This is a genomic window from Mycobacterium sp. 050134, from assembly GCF_036409085.1.
Lineage (GTDB): Bacteria > Actinomycetota > Actinomycetes > Mycobacteriales > Mycobacteriaceae > Mycobacterium.
Genome location: NZ_JAZGLV010000003.1, coordinates 151,993 through 167,025 on the forward strand (window position 1 = coordinate 151,993; position 15,033 = coordinate 167,025).

Annotated in this window: 15 protein-coding genes; 6 read left to right on the forward strand and 9 right to left on the reverse strand. The window is 69.2% G+C overall.

Annotated features, from left to right (window positions below):
- Positions 1–41: 41 nt before the first annotated feature.
- The 3 genes from SKC42_RS04495 to SKC42_RS04505 are packed head-to-tail and all read right to left on the reverse strand — an operon-like array spanning position 42 to position 3,083.
- Entirely contained in the window at positions 42–890 is an 849-nt protein-coding gene (locus tag SKC42_RS04495) for a glycine betaine ABC transporter substrate-binding protein (protein ID WP_330963102.1), read from the reverse strand.
- The gene (locus tag SKC42_RS04500; RefSeq protein ID WP_330963103.1) at positions 887–2,053 is read right to left on the reverse strand and encodes an NAD(P)-dependent malic enzyme; all 1,167 of its coding nucleotides are present in this window, start codon (positions 2,051–2,053) and stop codon (positions 887–889) included. Before SKC42_RS04500 ends, SKC42_RS04495 begins: the two co-directional genes overlap by 4 nt.
- Before the next feature lie 40 nt (positions 2,054–2,093).
- On the reverse strand, positions 2,094–3,083 hold the full coding sequence (locus SKC42_RS04505) for a malate dehydrogenase (RefSeq protein WP_330963104.1): 990 nt from the start codon (positions 3,081–3,083) through the stop codon (positions 2,094–2,096).
- Positions 3,084–3,289: 206 nt separating this feature from the next.
- On the opposite strand from SKC42_RS04505, the gene corA reads away from it, so the two are divergent.
- Both corA and SKC42_RS04515 read left to right on the forward strand, forming a co-directional pair.
- A complete protein-coding gene (gene corA, locus SKC42_RS04510; RefSeq protein ID WP_330963105.1) occupies positions 3,290–4,402 on the forward strand; it encodes a magnesium/cobalt transporter CorA in 1,113 nt (370 codons plus the stop codon).
- Positions 4,403–4,551: 149 nt separating this feature from the next.
- Positions 4,552–5,433 carry a hypothetical protein gene (locus SKC42_RS04515; RefSeq protein ID WP_330963106.1) on the forward strand — a complete coding sequence of 294 codons (882 nt, stop codon included), beginning with the start codon at positions 4,552–4,554 and terminating at the stop codon, positions 5,431–5,433.
- A 110-nt stretch (positions 5,434–5,543) separates the two neighbouring features.
- Here the strand turns inward: SKC42_RS04515 and SKC42_RS04520 are convergent, their stop codons facing one another.
- From SKC42_RS04520 to SKC42_RS04545, 6 genes are all read right to left on the reverse strand, one after another.
- Positions 5,544–6,137, reverse strand: coding sequence for a suppressor of fused domain protein (locus SKC42_RS04520; protein WP_330963107.1), 594 nt, complete (start codon positions 6,135–6,137; stop codon positions 5,544–5,546).
- Complete coding sequence (locus SKC42_RS04525) at positions 6,137–7,303, reverse strand: ABC transporter ATP-binding protein (protein WP_330963108.1); 1,167 nt, start codon at positions 7,301–7,303, stop codon at positions 6,137–6,139. The genes SKC42_RS04520 and SKC42_RS04525 overlap by 1 nt, the downstream gene beginning before the upstream one ends.
- Before the next feature lie 3 nt (positions 7,304–7,306).
- On the reverse strand, positions 7,307–8,131 hold the full coding sequence (locus tag SKC42_RS04530) for a carbohydrate ABC transporter permease (RefSeq protein WP_330963274.1): 825 nt from the start codon (positions 8,129–8,131) through the stop codon (positions 7,307–7,309).
- Positions 8,132–8,135: 4 nt separating this feature from the next.
- Positions 8,136–9,077 (reverse strand): carbohydrate ABC transporter permease, encoded by a 942-nt coding sequence (locus SKC42_RS04535; protein WP_442931990.1) that lies wholly within the window; start codon positions 9,075–9,077, stop codon positions 8,136–8,138.
- Between the two features lie 11 nt (positions 9,078–9,088).
- Positions 9,089–10,444: an extracellular solute-binding protein gene (locus tag SKC42_RS04540; RefSeq protein ID WP_330963276.1), complete on the reverse strand. Its 1,356-nt coding sequence runs from the start codon at positions 10,442–10,444 to the stop codon at positions 9,089–9,091.
- Positions 10,445–10,522: 78 nt separating this feature from the next.
- On the reverse strand, positions 10,523–11,044 hold the full coding sequence (locus tag SKC42_RS04545) for a general stress protein (RefSeq protein ID WP_330963109.1): 522 nt from the start codon (positions 11,042–11,044) through the stop codon (positions 10,523–10,525).
- A 158-nt stretch (positions 11,045–11,202) separates the two neighbouring features.
- On the opposite strand from SKC42_RS04545, the gene SKC42_RS04550 reads away from it, so the two are divergent.
- From SKC42_RS04550 to SKC42_RS04565, 4 genes are all read left to right on the forward strand, one after another.
- Positions 11,203–11,742: a DUF4190 domain-containing protein gene (locus SKC42_RS04550; RefSeq protein WP_330963110.1), complete on the forward strand. Its 540-nt coding sequence runs from the start codon at positions 11,203–11,205 to the stop codon at positions 11,740–11,742.
- Between the two features lie 89 nt (positions 11,743–11,831).
- Positions 11,832–13,139, forward strand: coding sequence for a magnesium transporter MgtE N-terminal domain-containing protein (locus SKC42_RS04555; protein ID WP_330963111.1), 1,308 nt, complete (start codon positions 11,832–11,834; stop codon positions 13,137–13,139).
- Positions 13,136–13,678 carry a DUF1003 domain-containing protein gene (locus SKC42_RS04560; protein WP_330963112.1) on the forward strand — a complete coding sequence of 181 codons (543 nt, stop codon included), beginning with the start codon at positions 13,136–13,138 and terminating at the stop codon, positions 13,676–13,678. Before SKC42_RS04555 ends, SKC42_RS04560 begins: the two co-directional genes overlap by 4 nt.
- A gap of 112 nt (positions 13,679–13,790) precedes the next feature.
- On the forward strand, positions 13,791–15,005 hold the full coding sequence (locus tag SKC42_RS04565) for a lytic transglycosylase domain-containing protein (RefSeq protein WP_330963113.1): 1,215 nt from the start codon (positions 13,791–13,793) through the stop codon (positions 15,003–15,005).
- Positions 15,006–15,033: the final 28 nt, after the last annotated feature.

Here is a 15,033-nt window from a genome sequence, read left to right on the forward strand (position 1 = left end):
GGCGGAGGGGTGCGTTTGCGTCTGCTCGCGCAGGAATGCAGTCAGCGCCCCAGCGGGTGTTCGGCCAGCCACCCGCCGGCCACCGCCTGCGGGTCGGCGCCGCCGGCCACCTGGCGGCGCATGTCGGCCAGCGCCGCGGTGTCGAGCACGCCGGCCACCTCGTTGATGGCCAGCAGCTGCCGGTCCGCCAGCGCGTTGCGGCGATACAGCGGCACCACGTTCTCCGCGCGGATCAGCGCCGGCTTGCCGTCGGCCAGTGCGATGACGTCGGCGGGGATGCCGGGGTCGGCGGCGGTCGACCAGGCCGCGGTCAGCTGACCGGCCCGCAGCGCATCGAAAAGCGCTGAACTAGATGGGAACTCGCGCGGCGGAGCGAGCCGGCACGTCCCCACCGCCGGCGGCCCGGCGAAGCCCACCGCGGCGCCCGTCACCAGCCCGTCGCAGTGCCCGGGCAACTCGCCGAGCTCCTGGCCGCCCCACGCCGTCACCGTGGATTGCGTGACCAACAGCACCGGCTTGTCCTCGGCCGCGGTGGCATAGTCGCCGGCCAACACCCCCTCCGGCAGGGCCGCGATCATCGCGCGGTAGACCTGGGTGTCCGACAGCGCGGACGCCCCGGGCTGCAGCCGCTGCAGCGTCCGCCCGGTGAAGCCGGGAACGATGGTGAACTCGCCGGAGTCGAGCTTCGCCATCGGATCGGTGGCGGTCCCGGGGTGCGCCGCGAAACCATACGACCGCAGCGCCGCCACGTAGATGCCGGCCAGCAGCGCCGAGTCGGGATCGGGACGCGACCCCACGACCAGTTCCGGGCGGCCGCCGCCGCGGGTCGCGCAGCCGGCCACGACGAGCAGGGCCGCGACGAGCAGCGCAGCCGGCCTGCCGGCTCTCACCCTTCGGCGGCCAGCGTCACCGCTCTGGCCACCGCATCCCCGACGCGCATGTCCAGCGGGCTGGGGACGATCCGGTCGGGCGCGAGGTCGTCGCTGACCACGGAAAAGATCGCCTCGGCCGCGGCAACCATCATCTTCTCGGTGATCCGGCGCGCCCCGACGTCCAGCGCGCCGCGGAACACCCCGGGGAACGCCAGCACGTTGTTGATCTGGTTCGGGTAGTCGCTGCGGCCGGTGGCCACCACCGCCGCGTACCTGGCCGCCACCTCGGGATCGACCTCCGGGTCGGGGTTGGACAGCGCGAACACGATCCCCCCGGGCGCCATCGTGGCGACCAACTCCTCGGGCATCGCGCCCGCCGACACCCCGAGGAACACGTCCGCCCCGTCCAGCGCCTCGGCCGGCCCGCCGGTGAGACCCATCGGGTTGGTGCGGCGAGCGAGGTCGCGCTTGACCTCGTTCATGTCGTCGCGGCCGGTGTGCAGGATGCCCCGCGAGTCCAGCACTATGATCTCCGAGACACCCATCGCCAGGAGGAGTTTCGTGCAGGCCACCCCGGCCGCCCCGGCACCGGACACCGCCACCCGCAGCGATGTCATATCCCGGCCGAGCAGCTTGCTCGCCCCCATCAGCGCGGCCAACACGACGATGGCCGTGCCGTGCTGGTCGTCGTGCATCACCGGGCAGTCCAGCGCCTCGATGAGCCGCCGCTCGATCTCGAAGCAGCGCGGCGCGGAGATATCTTCCAGGTTCACGGCGCCGAACGTCGGCCGCAGGCGCACGAGCGTCTCGACGATCTCGTCGGGGTCCTTGGTGTCCAGCACGAGCGGGATCGCGTCGAGGCCCCCGAACTGCTTGAACAGGCCGCATTTGCCCTCCATCACGGGCAGCGACGCCGACGGGCCGATGTCGCCGAGACCGAGCACGGCGCTGCCATCGCTGACCACCGCCACCAGCCGGTTGGCCCACGTGTAGCTCGCAGCCAGGGAGGGATCGGCGGCGATCGCGCGGCTGACCTGTGCCACCCCGGGGGTGTAGGCGACCGAGAGCGCGCGCTGGGTGTCCAACGGTGCCGTCAGCGCGACCGAGAGCTTGCCACCTACGTGCGCGTCAAAGATCTCGTCGTCACCGATGTGGACCTGTGGCTGCGCGATGTCTGGCACGGCATCAGGGTAATGACTACCGATCGGTACGCCCAATCCGCTAAATGAGCCCCAGCTCCGTCACCGCGCTGCGCTCATCGGCCAGTTCCGCGGTCGACGCGTCGATCTTGCCGCGGGAGAAGTCGTCGATCTCGAGCCCCTGCACGATCGTCCAGTCACCACCCTTGGTGGTCACCGGGAACGAGGAGATCAGGCCCTCCGGCACGCCGTACGAGCCGTCGGACACGACGGCCATGGACACCCAGTTGCCCTCCGGGCTGCCCAGCAGCCAGTCACGGGCCGCGTCGATGGTCGCCGACGCGGCCGACGCGGCCGACGAGGCGCCGCGCGCGTCGATGATCGCCGCGCCGCGCTTCGCCACGGTCGGAATGAAGTCGTTCTCGATCCACGCCTGGTCGCCGATGACCTCGGCGGCGTTCTTCCCGCCCACCTCGGCGTGGAACACGTCGGGGTACTGGGTCGCCGAGTGGTTGCCCCAGATCGTCATCTTCTTGATGTCGGTGACCGCGGCGCCCGTCTTCTTGGCCAGCTGCGAGATTGCCCGGTTGTGGTCGAGGCGGGTCAGCGCGGTGAACCGCTCCCGGGGGATGTCGGGCGCGTTGCTCATGGCGATCAGCGCGTTGGTGTTGGCCGGGTTGCCGGTCACTCCGATCCGGACGTCCTGGGCGGCGACCGCGTTGAGGGCCTTGCCCTGCGCGGTGAAGATCGCGCCGTTGGCCTCCAGCAGGTCACCGCGCTCCATGCCCTTGGTGCGCGGGCGGGCGCCGACCAGCAGGGCGAGGTTCACGCCGTCGAAGATCTTGTTCGGGTCGGCGCCGATCTCAACGCCCGCCAACTGTGGGAACGCGCAGTCGTCGAGCTCCATCACGACACCCTCGAGCGCCTTGAGCGCCGGCTCGATCTCGAGCAGACGCAGCTCGATCGGGCGGTCAGCGCCCAGCAGCGCGCCGCTCGCCAGGCGGAACAACAGGCTGTAGCCGATCTGACCGGCGGCGCCGGTGACGGCGACCTTGACAGGACTTGCGCTCACGTCGGTTTACTCCTTAAGGAGACTCGGGATCTAAGACGTTCCGTCGGGGACGAAACTATCGCACCGTCGCCGGGCCGAAATCGCCGGTCCAACACCTGGCAATTCCCTGGGAGCCGCGCGCCAACCGGAGATTTCACGTCGCGTTTCGCCAGGACGCGTAGCATTGAGCACCGCTTTGCGGACCTGCGCTGCCATCGGAGGTGAAGGTGTTTCCCGGGCCTGACGCATTACCCGAAGTGCTCCGACCACTCGTGCGCGAATCGCACGACGCGCAGAAACCGACCTCGCTTCCCGCCCGGGAGGTGCGGCACGACGCACTGGTCGACTGCGCGGTCTACGCAGAAGGCCACCGGCTCCCGGGACGGTTCAGCTACGCCGCCGCACTCAACAAGGTCCGCGAGATCGAAACGCTGGGCCACGAGTCATTCGTCTGGGTCGGCCTGCGCGAGCCGGACACCAACCAGATGCAGGAAGTGGCCGACATCTTCGGTCTGCACCCGTTGGCCGTCGAAGACGCCGTTTGCGCGCACCAGCGACCGAAGCTGGAACGCTACGACGACACCCTGTTCCTGGTCCTGAAGACCGTCAACTACGTCCCGCACGAGTCGGTGGTAGCGGCCCGCCAGATCGTCGAAACCGGCGAAATCATGATCTTCGTCGGGGCCGACTTTGTGGTCACCGTCCGCCACGGCGAGCACGGCGGCCTGTCCGAGGTGCGCAAGCGGATGGAAGCCGACTCCCAACAGATGCGCCTGGGCCCCTATGCCGTGATGCACGCCATCGCCGACGACGTCGTCGACCACTACCTCGAGGTGAGCGCCCTGGTCGAAGCCGACATCGACAGCATCGAGGAGGTGGCGTTCGCGCCGGGCCGCAAGCTCGACGTCGAGCCGATTTATCTGCTCAAACGCGAGGTCGTCGAACTCCGCCGGTGCGTCAACCCGCTATCGGGTGCGTTTCATCGAATGCAGATCGAGAACAAGGATCTGATCTCCAAGGAGGTCCGGCGCTATCTGCGCGACGTCGCCGACCACCAATCCGAGGCCGCGGACCACATCAACAGCTACGACGACATGCTCAACTCGCTGATCCAGGCGGCGCTGGCCCGCGTCGGGATGCAGCAGAACAGCGACATGCGCAAGATATCGGCCTGGGCCGGCATCGTCGCGGTGCCAACCATGATCGCGGGCATCTACGGCATGAACTTCGAGTTCATGCCCGAACTGAAGTGGCACTGGAGTTACCCGGTGGTGGTCGGGATCATGGCGACCGCCTGCCTGGTCCTGTACTTCAGCTTCCGGAAGGTCGACTGGCTCTAGCGTTTCCCCGCGAGCAGACGCAAAAGCACCCTTCCGCCCGGCGTGTCGCGGACTTTTGCGTCTGGTGGGCAGGCAGCGGCGGGGGCTTGTCCACAGGGCGGCGGTAATCGGCTGGCCAGGTCGCCGAGCTCGCAGCATCCTTTGCCGCTGTGGACATCGAAAGCGTGCTCCTGAAAGGGGGCGGGCTGGCAACCACGTCCCAGCTCCTTGCCGTAATCTCGCGCGCACGGTTGGCCGGACTCCTAGGGTGCGGCGCGCTTGTCCGCGTGTGTCACGGCGTCTACGCGGCGAGCGATCCCGACGTGATGGGCGCGCTCGCCGCGGTGCAGCTGATGGCCGGCCAGCCGGTGGTCGCGTGTATGGGTACCGCGGCGGCGCTGTACGGCTTCGATACCGAGCGCACCGGTAGGCTGCATGTGCTCGATCCGGGAGTGCGGATGCGCCCTTCGCCGAAGCTGATGGTGCATCAGCGCGTTGGGGCACCACTGCGGCGCGTGAACGGCCGCCTGGCGACGGCACCGGCGTGGACCGCGATTGAGATAGCGAGGACCCTGCGTCGTCCGCGCGCGTTGGCGACCCTCGATGCCGCCCTGCGTGTCGGCGCATGTAGTGGAGCTGAGCTGCGCGCGGCGATCGCCGAGCAGCGGGGCCGCCGCGGCATCGTCAAGGTCCGAGAGCTCATGCACCATGCGGACGGCCGCGCCGAATCGCCAATGGAGAGTGAGGTGCGACTGCTCTTCGTCGACAGCGGACTGCCGATGCCGGAGCTTCAATTCGGCATCCTCGATCGTCACGGTCGACGCTGGCGCGTGGACTTCGCGTGGCCGGATGCCATGGTCGTCGCCGAATACGACAGCGTGGAATGGCACCTGGGTCGCGACGCCCTGTTGCATGACCGCCTCAAGACCGCCCGGCTGCAGGAATGCGGGTGGATGGTCGTTCCGGTGACTGTCGACGACATCCGGCGAGATCCGCTCGGCCTCATAGCCCGGATCAACGGCCATCTGATAAGACCGCGCATCGCCGGCTGAGAGCTCACGCTCCCCTCACGAGCCCTGGCGCTCCCCTCGCGCTCCCCTCGCGAGCAGACGCAAAAGACCGCAGAACTCCGGCGTGTCGCGGACTTTTGCGTCTGCTCGCGCTATCGGGGCTGGGCCGCGGGACGATTCGGGTCCAGCACGTCGACGCCGTCGTTGCGCCATGCCTGGCGCATCGCCTCGGCGCCCTTGAGCCGCACCCACGCGGCCTCCGTCGCGGTGATGGGAGTTGCCCGCAGGAAGGTGACCGGGTCGCGGGGGGCGGTGAGCAACAGGTCCGGGATGTCGCTGGCGCCGAGGAGCACCGCGGTGAACGGCACCCGCCGCGACGGCCACGCCCACAGTGGGGTGCCGAGGTCGATCAGCGCGTCGGCCACGAGCACCACGCCCTCGACCGCCGGCGTCGCCGCCAGCACGGCCAGGCTGCGGGCCATGCCGGTCGCCGGCCCCGGATCGCGCAGGCGCAGAACGACTTCCGCGCGCGGGCCGCGCTCTGGGTCGGCGGCCACCTGCGTCGGGTCGGTCATCGGGTGGCGCGAGCAGCCCAACGACGCGTAGTGCACCAGCCCGTCGGCCTCACGGAAACGCAGCACCTCGACGGTCTCGGCACCCAGGAAGGTCACGCTCGCCGACGCCGGATCCGGATCGGCGAACTGTGTGCGCAGGTGCGCGCGCACATCGTCCAGGATCGGCCGCATCACGGCGACGACTCGGCGATGGTCAGGTTCGCACCGGTGTCGGCGTCGAAGACGACGACCCTGGCGGTGTCGACGGCCAACTCCATCGGCTGCCCGGCGGCCGCCCTCGACTCGGCCGGAACCCTTGCTACGAACTGGTTTTCGTGGATCTCCTCGAGATCGTCGAGCTGGGCCGAGTGCACAGCCGGCCCGGACATCGTGAAATACACGTACTTGTCGGCGCCCAGAGACTCCACCAGGTCGACCTTCGCCTCGAAGGTCAGCGCCCTGATCCGCTGATAGCCATCGATCAGCGCGGCGTCGGCCAGGTGCTCAGGCCGCACCCCGACGATCACGTTCTGCGGTTGGGGGCGCCGCGCGATCGCCTCCCGCGTCACGGGCGCCAGCGTCACCTCGCCGAACGGCAGCTGCAGCCCGACGGACGTCAGCGTGGCGGGAAAGAAGTTCATCGCCGGAGAGCCAATGAACCCCGCGACGAACAGGTTCGCTGGGCGCTCGTAGAGCTCGTCGGGGGCACCGATCTGCTGCACCACGCCGCCATGCATCACCACCACCCGGTCGCCCAGCGTCATGGCCTCGGTCTGGTCGTGGGTGACGTAGACGGTCGTGGTGCCCAGCCGCTTCTGCAGCCGGGCGATCTCGCCCCGCATCTGCACCCGCAGCTTGGCGTCCAGGTTGGACAACGGCTCGTCCATGAGGAAGGCCTTAGGGTGGCGCACGATCGCCCGCCCCATCGCCACCCGCTGACGCTGGCCGCCCGACAGCTGCGACGGCTTGCGATCCAGGAGTTCGGTCAGGTCAAGGGTTTTCGCCGTCTCCTCCACCTTTCGAGCGATCTCCGCCTTCTTCATCTTCGCCAGGGTCAGCGGGAACGCGATGTTTTGCCGCACGGTCATGTGGGGGTAGAGCGCGTAGGACTGGAACACCATCGCGATGTCGCGGTCCTTGGGCGCCTTCTCGTTCACGCGTTCGCCGCCGATGCGCAGCTCGCCCGACGAGATGTCCTCCAGTCCGGCGATCATGTTCAGCGTGGTGGTCTTTCCGCAGCCCGACGGCCCCACCAGGATGACGAACTCGCCGTCGGCGATGGTGATGTTCAGGTCTTTCACCGCCGTCGCACCGTCGGGGTAGCTCTTGCACACGTGCGTCAACTCGATCTCGGCCATCTGCTATCCCTTCACCGCACCGGAGGTCAGGCCGGCGACGATCCGCCGTTGAAAGATGAGAACGAAAACGACGACGGGCACCGTGATCACGATCGCACCCGCGGCGATCGACCCCGTCGGCTCCTCGAATTGGGAAGTGCCGCTGAAGTTCACGATCGCGACGGGGGCGGTCATCGCCGCCTTGGTCGCGGTCAGCGACAGCGCGAGCAGCAGGTCGTTCCAGGCGAAGATGAACACCAGGATCGCCGCGGTCACCAGCCCGGGCGCCGCCAGGGGGACAATCACCTTGCGGAAGGCCTGCCCGGCCGTCGCGCCGTCCATCTTGGCCGCCTTCTCCAAATCCCATGGGATGTCCCGGAAGAACGCCGACAGCGTGTAGATGGCGAGTGGTAGCGCGAAGGCGATGTAGGGCAGGATCAGGCCCGGCCAGGTGTCGAACAGGCCGACGAAGCGCTCGATGTCGAACAACGGTGTGACGAGCGATATCCCGGGGAACATGCTGATCATCAGGGTCGCACCGACGAGCAGCCGTTTGCCGGGGAAGTCCAGCCGCGCGATGGCATAGGCGGCCATGGCCCCCAGCACGACGGCGATGACGGTGGTGAGCAGCCCGATCCCGACGGAGTTGATCAACGCGGAGCTGAAGAAGTCACCGCGGAAGATGCCCCGGTAGTTGTCAAACGTGACCCGCGACGGAATCAGCCTGCCGTCCTTGACCGTCGAGGTGGGCTTCAGCGAAAGGCTGAGGATCCACAGCACGGGGAGCAGCGCGTACACCACTACGAGCGTGTCGATGACGGCCCAGGCCGTGGCGCGGCGCGCGCCCACCCCGTTACTGGCCATCGCCGGCACCTCCGGGCGAGGCGGTGCTCTGGGAAGCGCCGAACACCTTGATGAAGACTAGCGCGATGAGGCCCACGCACAGGAAGATCAGCACGCTGATCGCCGAGCCGAGGCCCACGTTGAAGCCCTTGAAAAGGTTGTCGTAGCCCAGCATTGACACCGAGCCGGTACCGTTGGCGCCGTTGGTCAGCACGTAGATGTTGTCGAAGATGCGGAAGGCGTCCAGCGTCCGGAACAGCAGCGCGACCACGACCGCAGGTTTGATGATGGGTAACGTGACCCGGGTCAGCCGCCGCCACGCACCGGCGCCGTCGACCTGCGCGGCCTTCAGCAGGTCCTCGGGTACCACCGCCAGGCCCGCCAGCAGCAGCAGCGACATGAACGGCGTGGTCTTCCAGACCTCGGCCAGCACGACGATGCCGAGCGACGGAATCTGTTGCGTCAGCGGGGCTTGGGTGAATGAGAGGCCCTGCGGCAGCAGGTTGGCCAGATAGCCGGTCCCCGGCGTCCAGGCGTAGTACCAACTGTAGGAGGCGACCACCGTCACGATGCCGTACGGGATGAGGACGGCGGTGCGCACCACGCCCTTGCCGACGATGGTGCGGTGCATCACCAGGGCCAACGACAGACCCAGCGCAAACTCGATCGACACCGAGACCACGGTGATCGCCAGCGTGACGGCGAGCGCCGTCCACCAGTACCGGTCGCTCAGGATCGTCAGGTAATTGCCCAGGCCGACGAACGCGGTGTCGTCGGGCGTGGCAAGGTTGTTGCGCTGCAGGCTGAGCCACACGGCATACCCGATCGGATAGGCCGTCACGCCCAGCATCAGAACCGTCGCCGGGGCGACGAGGAGGAAGGCCAGTCGCCGCTCCGGCCGCCGGGTTCGGCTTCGGGCGCGGGACTCGACGGCAGCGCTGTCCGGCTCCAGCACCGTGGCGGTCACGGCAACAGCCCCTTCCCGTCGATCGCCTTCTGCACCTGCCTGGTGAGCTCGTCGGCCGTTCGCTCCGGGTCGATTTCGGTGATCGGGCTCAGGGTCGACGCGATCCGGATGGCCACCGACTGATACACCGGCGTCGCCGGGCGGACCGCCGCGTCGGTCAGCTGCCGGCGAATGACCGTGTACATCGGATAGGTGGCCTGGAATTCGGGGTCGGAATACAGCGAGGAGCGGACGGCCGGCAGGCCGCCCTCGATCGATACATACTTCTGATGCTGCAGGCTACGAAGGCAGCGGACGGCCTCGAACGCCTCCGCGCGGTGGCGGGTGGTGCTGGCGACCGCGAGGTTCAGTCCGCCGATCGTCACCCTCGCCGGCCGGCCGGGCGCGACGCCCGGGTACGGCGCGAACCCGAACACCCTCTGGCTGGCCGCGTACGCGACGCGCCGCTGCTCGGCGCTGGGCACGAAGGTGCCGACGTCGTTGATGCTGCCGGCCAGGCTCGGGTCCCGGTTGAGCGGCAGGAACGGCACGCCGCCCTTCACCGCGTTCTCGAGCATGGAGGCCAGCACGAAGGGCCAATTCACTTCCAGCGCGGCCTTGCCCTGCTCGAGAGCCAACCGCGCGGTGCCCTCGTCGGTCCTGGTGATGGAGGGATCGGCCCCGGGCGCGGTGGCCACCGCCCTGAGGATGCGCAGCGCACCGACCGTGGCGGCCCGGTGCGCGGGCGTGTCGGTGAGTGTGACCTGACGGCCGTCGTCGGACAGCACCTGGCCGCCGCCACTGGCGAGCAGCGTGTTGAACCACACCACCAGGCCCTCGCCCTCGTTGGCCTGCACCGCGATCCAGCCCGGGCCGCCGGCGGCCCCCAGCCTGCCGGCCTCGGCCACCATGCCGTCCCAGGTTCGCGGCGGTTGGTCCACCAAATCGGCTCGATACCAAAGCAATTCGGTGTTGGTGGTGATGGGCGAGCCGTACAACCGGCGCCGCCAGGCCGCCGTCGCGAGCGGGCCGGGCAGGGTATCGACGGTGGCGTCGGATTCGGCCTGCCCCGCCGGGTCGTCGGACAACGGCAGCGCCCAGCCCGCCTCGGCGAACTCGGCGGTCCACACGACGTCCAGCGCCATTACGTCCAGCGTGCGGTCGTGGCTGGTCAGGCGCCGGGCAAGCTGCAGTCGCTGTTCGCCGGGGGCCCGGCCCAGGCTGATGTGTTCGACGGCGAACCGGCCGCCCAGTTGCCTGGTGCAGTCCCGGGCGATCGCGGCGAACGTCGCCTCGTCGGTGGACGGGGTGTAGAAGCTGATCACCAACGCGTTGCTCGCGGGGCCGCAGCCCGCGACCGCCCAGCCGATCATGACCGCGGCGAGCGCGATGCCGGCTATGCGCCGGCCACGACTCACCACCTATGAAGCCTCTTTCGTCTCGTCGAAGCCTCAGATCGCCAGGCGCGCCAACAGGTCCCGCGCCTTCTCCGCGTTTTGCGGATCGCAGAGCACGTCGTAGCGGCCCGCGACGAGCTGCATGGTCGAGCTGAAATCCCTTGTGCCCCGGGCCATTGCGTACGGGACGGTGGAAGTGATCAAGCCGAAGAACACCCCGGCGACCAGGCCGGTGACCAGCGCCGCCCACGGGCTGGGGCTGAAGAAGCCGAGCACCAGGCCGATGAACAGGCCCAACCACGCCCCGCTGAGGATTCCCCCGCCGATCACCTTCGCCCACGACAGCCGGCCGGTGACCCGTTCCACCTGCATCAGATCGACCCCGACGATGGTGACCTGCTGAACCGGAAAGTCCTGGTCGGAAAGGTAGTCGACGGCGCGCTGCGCCTCGGCGTAGGTGGGGTAGGACCCCACCGGCCAGCCCTTGGGCGGCGTCGGTAATCCCGGGGCGCCCCGACGGGCCGCGCCGGAAGGAGCCGCGCCGGGAACCTGGCCGGGCTGAAACGGGCTAGTCATGCGTACTGATTCTCCTCCGCCTCGGCCCGGAACTCATCTCGGGTTTCATCTTCCGGTGTTTCACCCTATCGAGGGAACCGTCCGGGACCGCGAGCAAACGGGCTCCGCCGGGTTCGCCGCGGCGCTGGCCGCCCGTTCCTTAGGCTAGGTTGAACACCATGACGGCTCCGGGCGGCGACCCCGACGATCAGGCCCATCCGCCCGCCACCAGCGGCCCCAATCCCCACCAACCGCCGTGGGAGGCGCCCTGGGCGCCGCCGGTCGCCGACTATCCGCCGCCGATCGCGGACTATCCACCCCCGGCCTACCCGCCCCCGTACCCCGGCGGCTACCCGACCGACTACCCGCCGCCGATGCCCCCGCCCGCCGGTTACGGCCAACCGCCTGGTTACGGCGGCCCACCGGCCGGCTACGGGCCGCCGCCGCATTCGGGCGGCTACGGAATCCCGGACGGCCCGCATCCCGACGCGCCCGCCGGGATGAACGGGCTGGCGATCGCCTCGCTGATCTCGTCGGTGGCGGGGGTGTTCTGCTGCATCGGCTCGATCGCCGGCATCGTCCTGGGCACCATCGCGCTCGACCAGGTCAAGCGGAACCGGCAGGACGGCTACGGCCTGGCGGTCGCGGGCATCGTCATCGGCATCGCGACGCTGGCGGTGATGTTCGTCGTCGTGGTGTTCGCGATGAGGTCCCATTAACGATGAGGTCCCATTAACGATGAGGTCCCATTAACGACGCGACCGCGGCGCATCCCCCATCCGGTCGGCGGCTGAATAGGCTCTCTGGCATGGCATCGGTCAATCGGGTGTACGTCGCGCGCCTCGCTCGGATGTTGGTGCTGGGGCCGTTCGGCGAATCGTTCGGGCGGGTCCGCGATGTCGTCATCGGCATCAGCATCGTGCGCCAGCAGCCGCGCGTCCTGGGGCTGGTCGTCGACCTGGCGACCCGCCGCAGCATCTTCATCCCGATCCTGCGGGTCGCGGCGATCGAGCCCGACGCGGTGACGCTGAACACGGGCAACGTGTCGCTGCGCCATTTCGAGCAGCGTCCGGGCGAGGTGCTGGCGATGGGCCAGGTGCTCGACACCCAGGTCAAGGTCAACGACCCCGCGCTGCCGGAGCTGGCCGGCCTCGACGTGGTCATCACCGACCTCGGGATCGAACAAACCCGGACGCGGGACTGGCTGGTGAGCCGGATCGCGGTCCGCGTTCCCCGGCGCCTGGGCCGGCGCGGGCCGGTGCACGTCGTGGACTGGCACAACGTGCAGGGCCTGACCCCGTCGGCGCTGGCGATGCCCGATCAGGGGGTCGCCCAGCTGCTCGGCCAGTTCGAGGGGCGCAAGGCGGTCGACGTGGCAGACGCCATCCGGGGCCTGCCGACCAAACGGCGGTACGAGGTGCTCAAGGCGCTCAACGACGATCGGCTGGCGGACATCCTGCAGGAACTGCCGGAGCTGGACCAGGCCGACGTGCTGTCCCAGCTGGGCACCGAACGGTCGGCCGACGTGCTCGAGGAGATGGATCCCGACGACGCCGCCGACCTGCTCGGCGTGCTGAACCCGACGGACGCAGAGATGCTGCTGACGCGCATGGACCCCGACGATTCAGAACCCGTGCGGCGTCTGTTGACCCATTCCCCCGACACCGCGGGCGGCCTGATGACCTCCAACCCGGTGGTGTTGACGCCCGACACGTCGGTCGCGGAGGCTCTGGCCCGAGTGCGCGACGCCGACCTCACCGCCGCCCTGTCGTCGATGGTGTTCGTGGCGCGCCCACCGACGGCCACACCCACCGGGCGGTACCTGGGCTGCGTGCCGCTGCAGCGACTGCTCCGCGAAGCGCCGGCCGAACTGGTCGGCGGCATCGTCGACAGCGACCTACTCACCCTGACGCCAGAGACTCCGCTGGCCGCGGTGACCCGCTACCTCGCCGCGTACAACCTGATGTGCGGACCGGTCATCGACGATCAGAAGCACCTGCTGGGGGCGGTCACCGTCGACGACCTGCTCGACCACCTGTTGCCGCACGACTGGCGCGTCGACGCGCAGGAGTTCGACGCCGCCGGCCGGCTCGAGGGACCGGGAGGGTCCGCGTGAGCAAGTCCACGGCCCCGCGGCGCCTCTACACGCCGCGGACATCGCGCGGCTTCGGGCTGCACCTCGATCCCGACGCGGTCGGTCAGATCACCGAGTCGATCGCGCGGTTTTTCGGGACGGGCCGCTACCTGCTGATCCAGACGATCGTGGTGCTGGCATGGATCCTGGCAAACGTGTTCGCGGCGACGCTGCGCTGGGACCCCTACCCGTTCATCCTCCTCAATCTGGCCTTCTCCACCCAGGCCGCCTACGCGGCCCCGCTGATCCTGCTCGCCCAGAATCGTCAGGAGAACCGGGACCGGGTCGCCCTTGAGGAGGACCGCCGCCGGGCCGCCCAGACCAAGGCCGACACCGAGTATCTGGCCCGGGAACTGGCCGCGCTGCGGCTGGCCATCGGGGAGGTGGTGACGCGCGAATACCTGCGCCACGAGCTGGAGGACCTGCGCGAGTTGCTTGCCAATCTGCAGCCCGAACGGCCCGACGACGAGGCGGCGCGAACGGCCGACGAACTGGAGCGCGCGGCTAAGAAATCGGGCTGAAAGCAAACCTGACCATTGCGCCACTCCCGTCACAAGGGTTATGTATGGTGATCTAGTTCACGAGGCTACGGATACGTAACTTTTCGACTACCTCACTATTAAGGACGGTCGAGTGCGCATAGGGGGACACTGGGGTCCACGCGCGGTCGCACTGATGCGGCAACGGGCACTCCGCGTAAAGAAAGCGCCGGCGTTCGGCGTAGCCATCATCACCCTGTTGATCTTTGCCGGCGCGGTGGGCGGGGCCGCTCCCCCAGTTGCCGGCAACGCGCCGGCGGTACGTGCGGTAGTGAGCCCGGTGGCCGCAGTGTCCCCGACACTCCCCGACGTGTCCGGGCCGGTCGTCGTCGCAATCGAACGTTCCCCCACCGCTTTCCACGTCGCCGAGCCCGCGTTGTCGGCGCCGCCCCCGCCGAGGATCGTGAATGCCCCTGGCGCGCTTGGCATTCCAAGTGTCGCGCTGAGCGCCTACCGGAACGCCGAACAGAAGATGGCCGTCGCCGCGCCCGGCTGCGGCATCAGCTGGAACCTGCTGGCCGGCATCGGTCGCATCGAGTCGGGCCACGCCGGCGGCGGCGCCGTCGACTCGCGCGGCACCGCCGTCCGTCCGATCTACGGCCCGGCACTGGACGGCACCCTGCCGGGCAACGAGGTCATCATCTCCAGCAGCACCGGCAATCGCGTCACGTATGCCCGCGCGATGGGACCCATGCAATTCCTGCCCGGCACCTGGGCGCGCTACGCCTCCGACGGCGACGGCGACGGCATCGCCGATCCGCAGAACCTGTTCGACGCCACGCTGGCGGCCGCCCGCTACCTGTGTAGCGGTGGCCTCAACCTGCGCGACCAGTCGCAGGTGATGGCCGCCATCCTGCGCTACAACAACTCGATGTCGTACGCGCAAAACGTCCTGGGGTGGGCCTCGGCGTACGCCACCGGCGTCGTCCCGGTCGACCTACCGCCGATCACCGGGCCGCCGCCTCCGCTCGGCGACGCGCACCTCGAGCACCCCGAGGGGCTCGGACCGAACCTGCCGATGAACATCAACGGCCTGCCGATGGATGACCCGCTGGCGCGCGTCCCGCTGATCGACTTCAGCCCGCAAGCCGTCAACCAGCCGCCGATGTTCCCGTGGATGGCGCCGGCCGGCCCGCAGCAGCAACAAACCCAGCTGCCCGGCTGCACGCTGATCTGCATCGGCGCCCAGAACCCGCCGCCGTTCGGCGCACCGTCTCCGGCGCCGTTCGGCGCACCACCGCCGCCTCCGTTCGGCGCACCACCGGCGCCGCCCGTCGGCCCGCCGCCGGCGCCCGCCCCGGCTGGCTGACCGGCGAAAGCCGGGCGAAGCGGGTCGC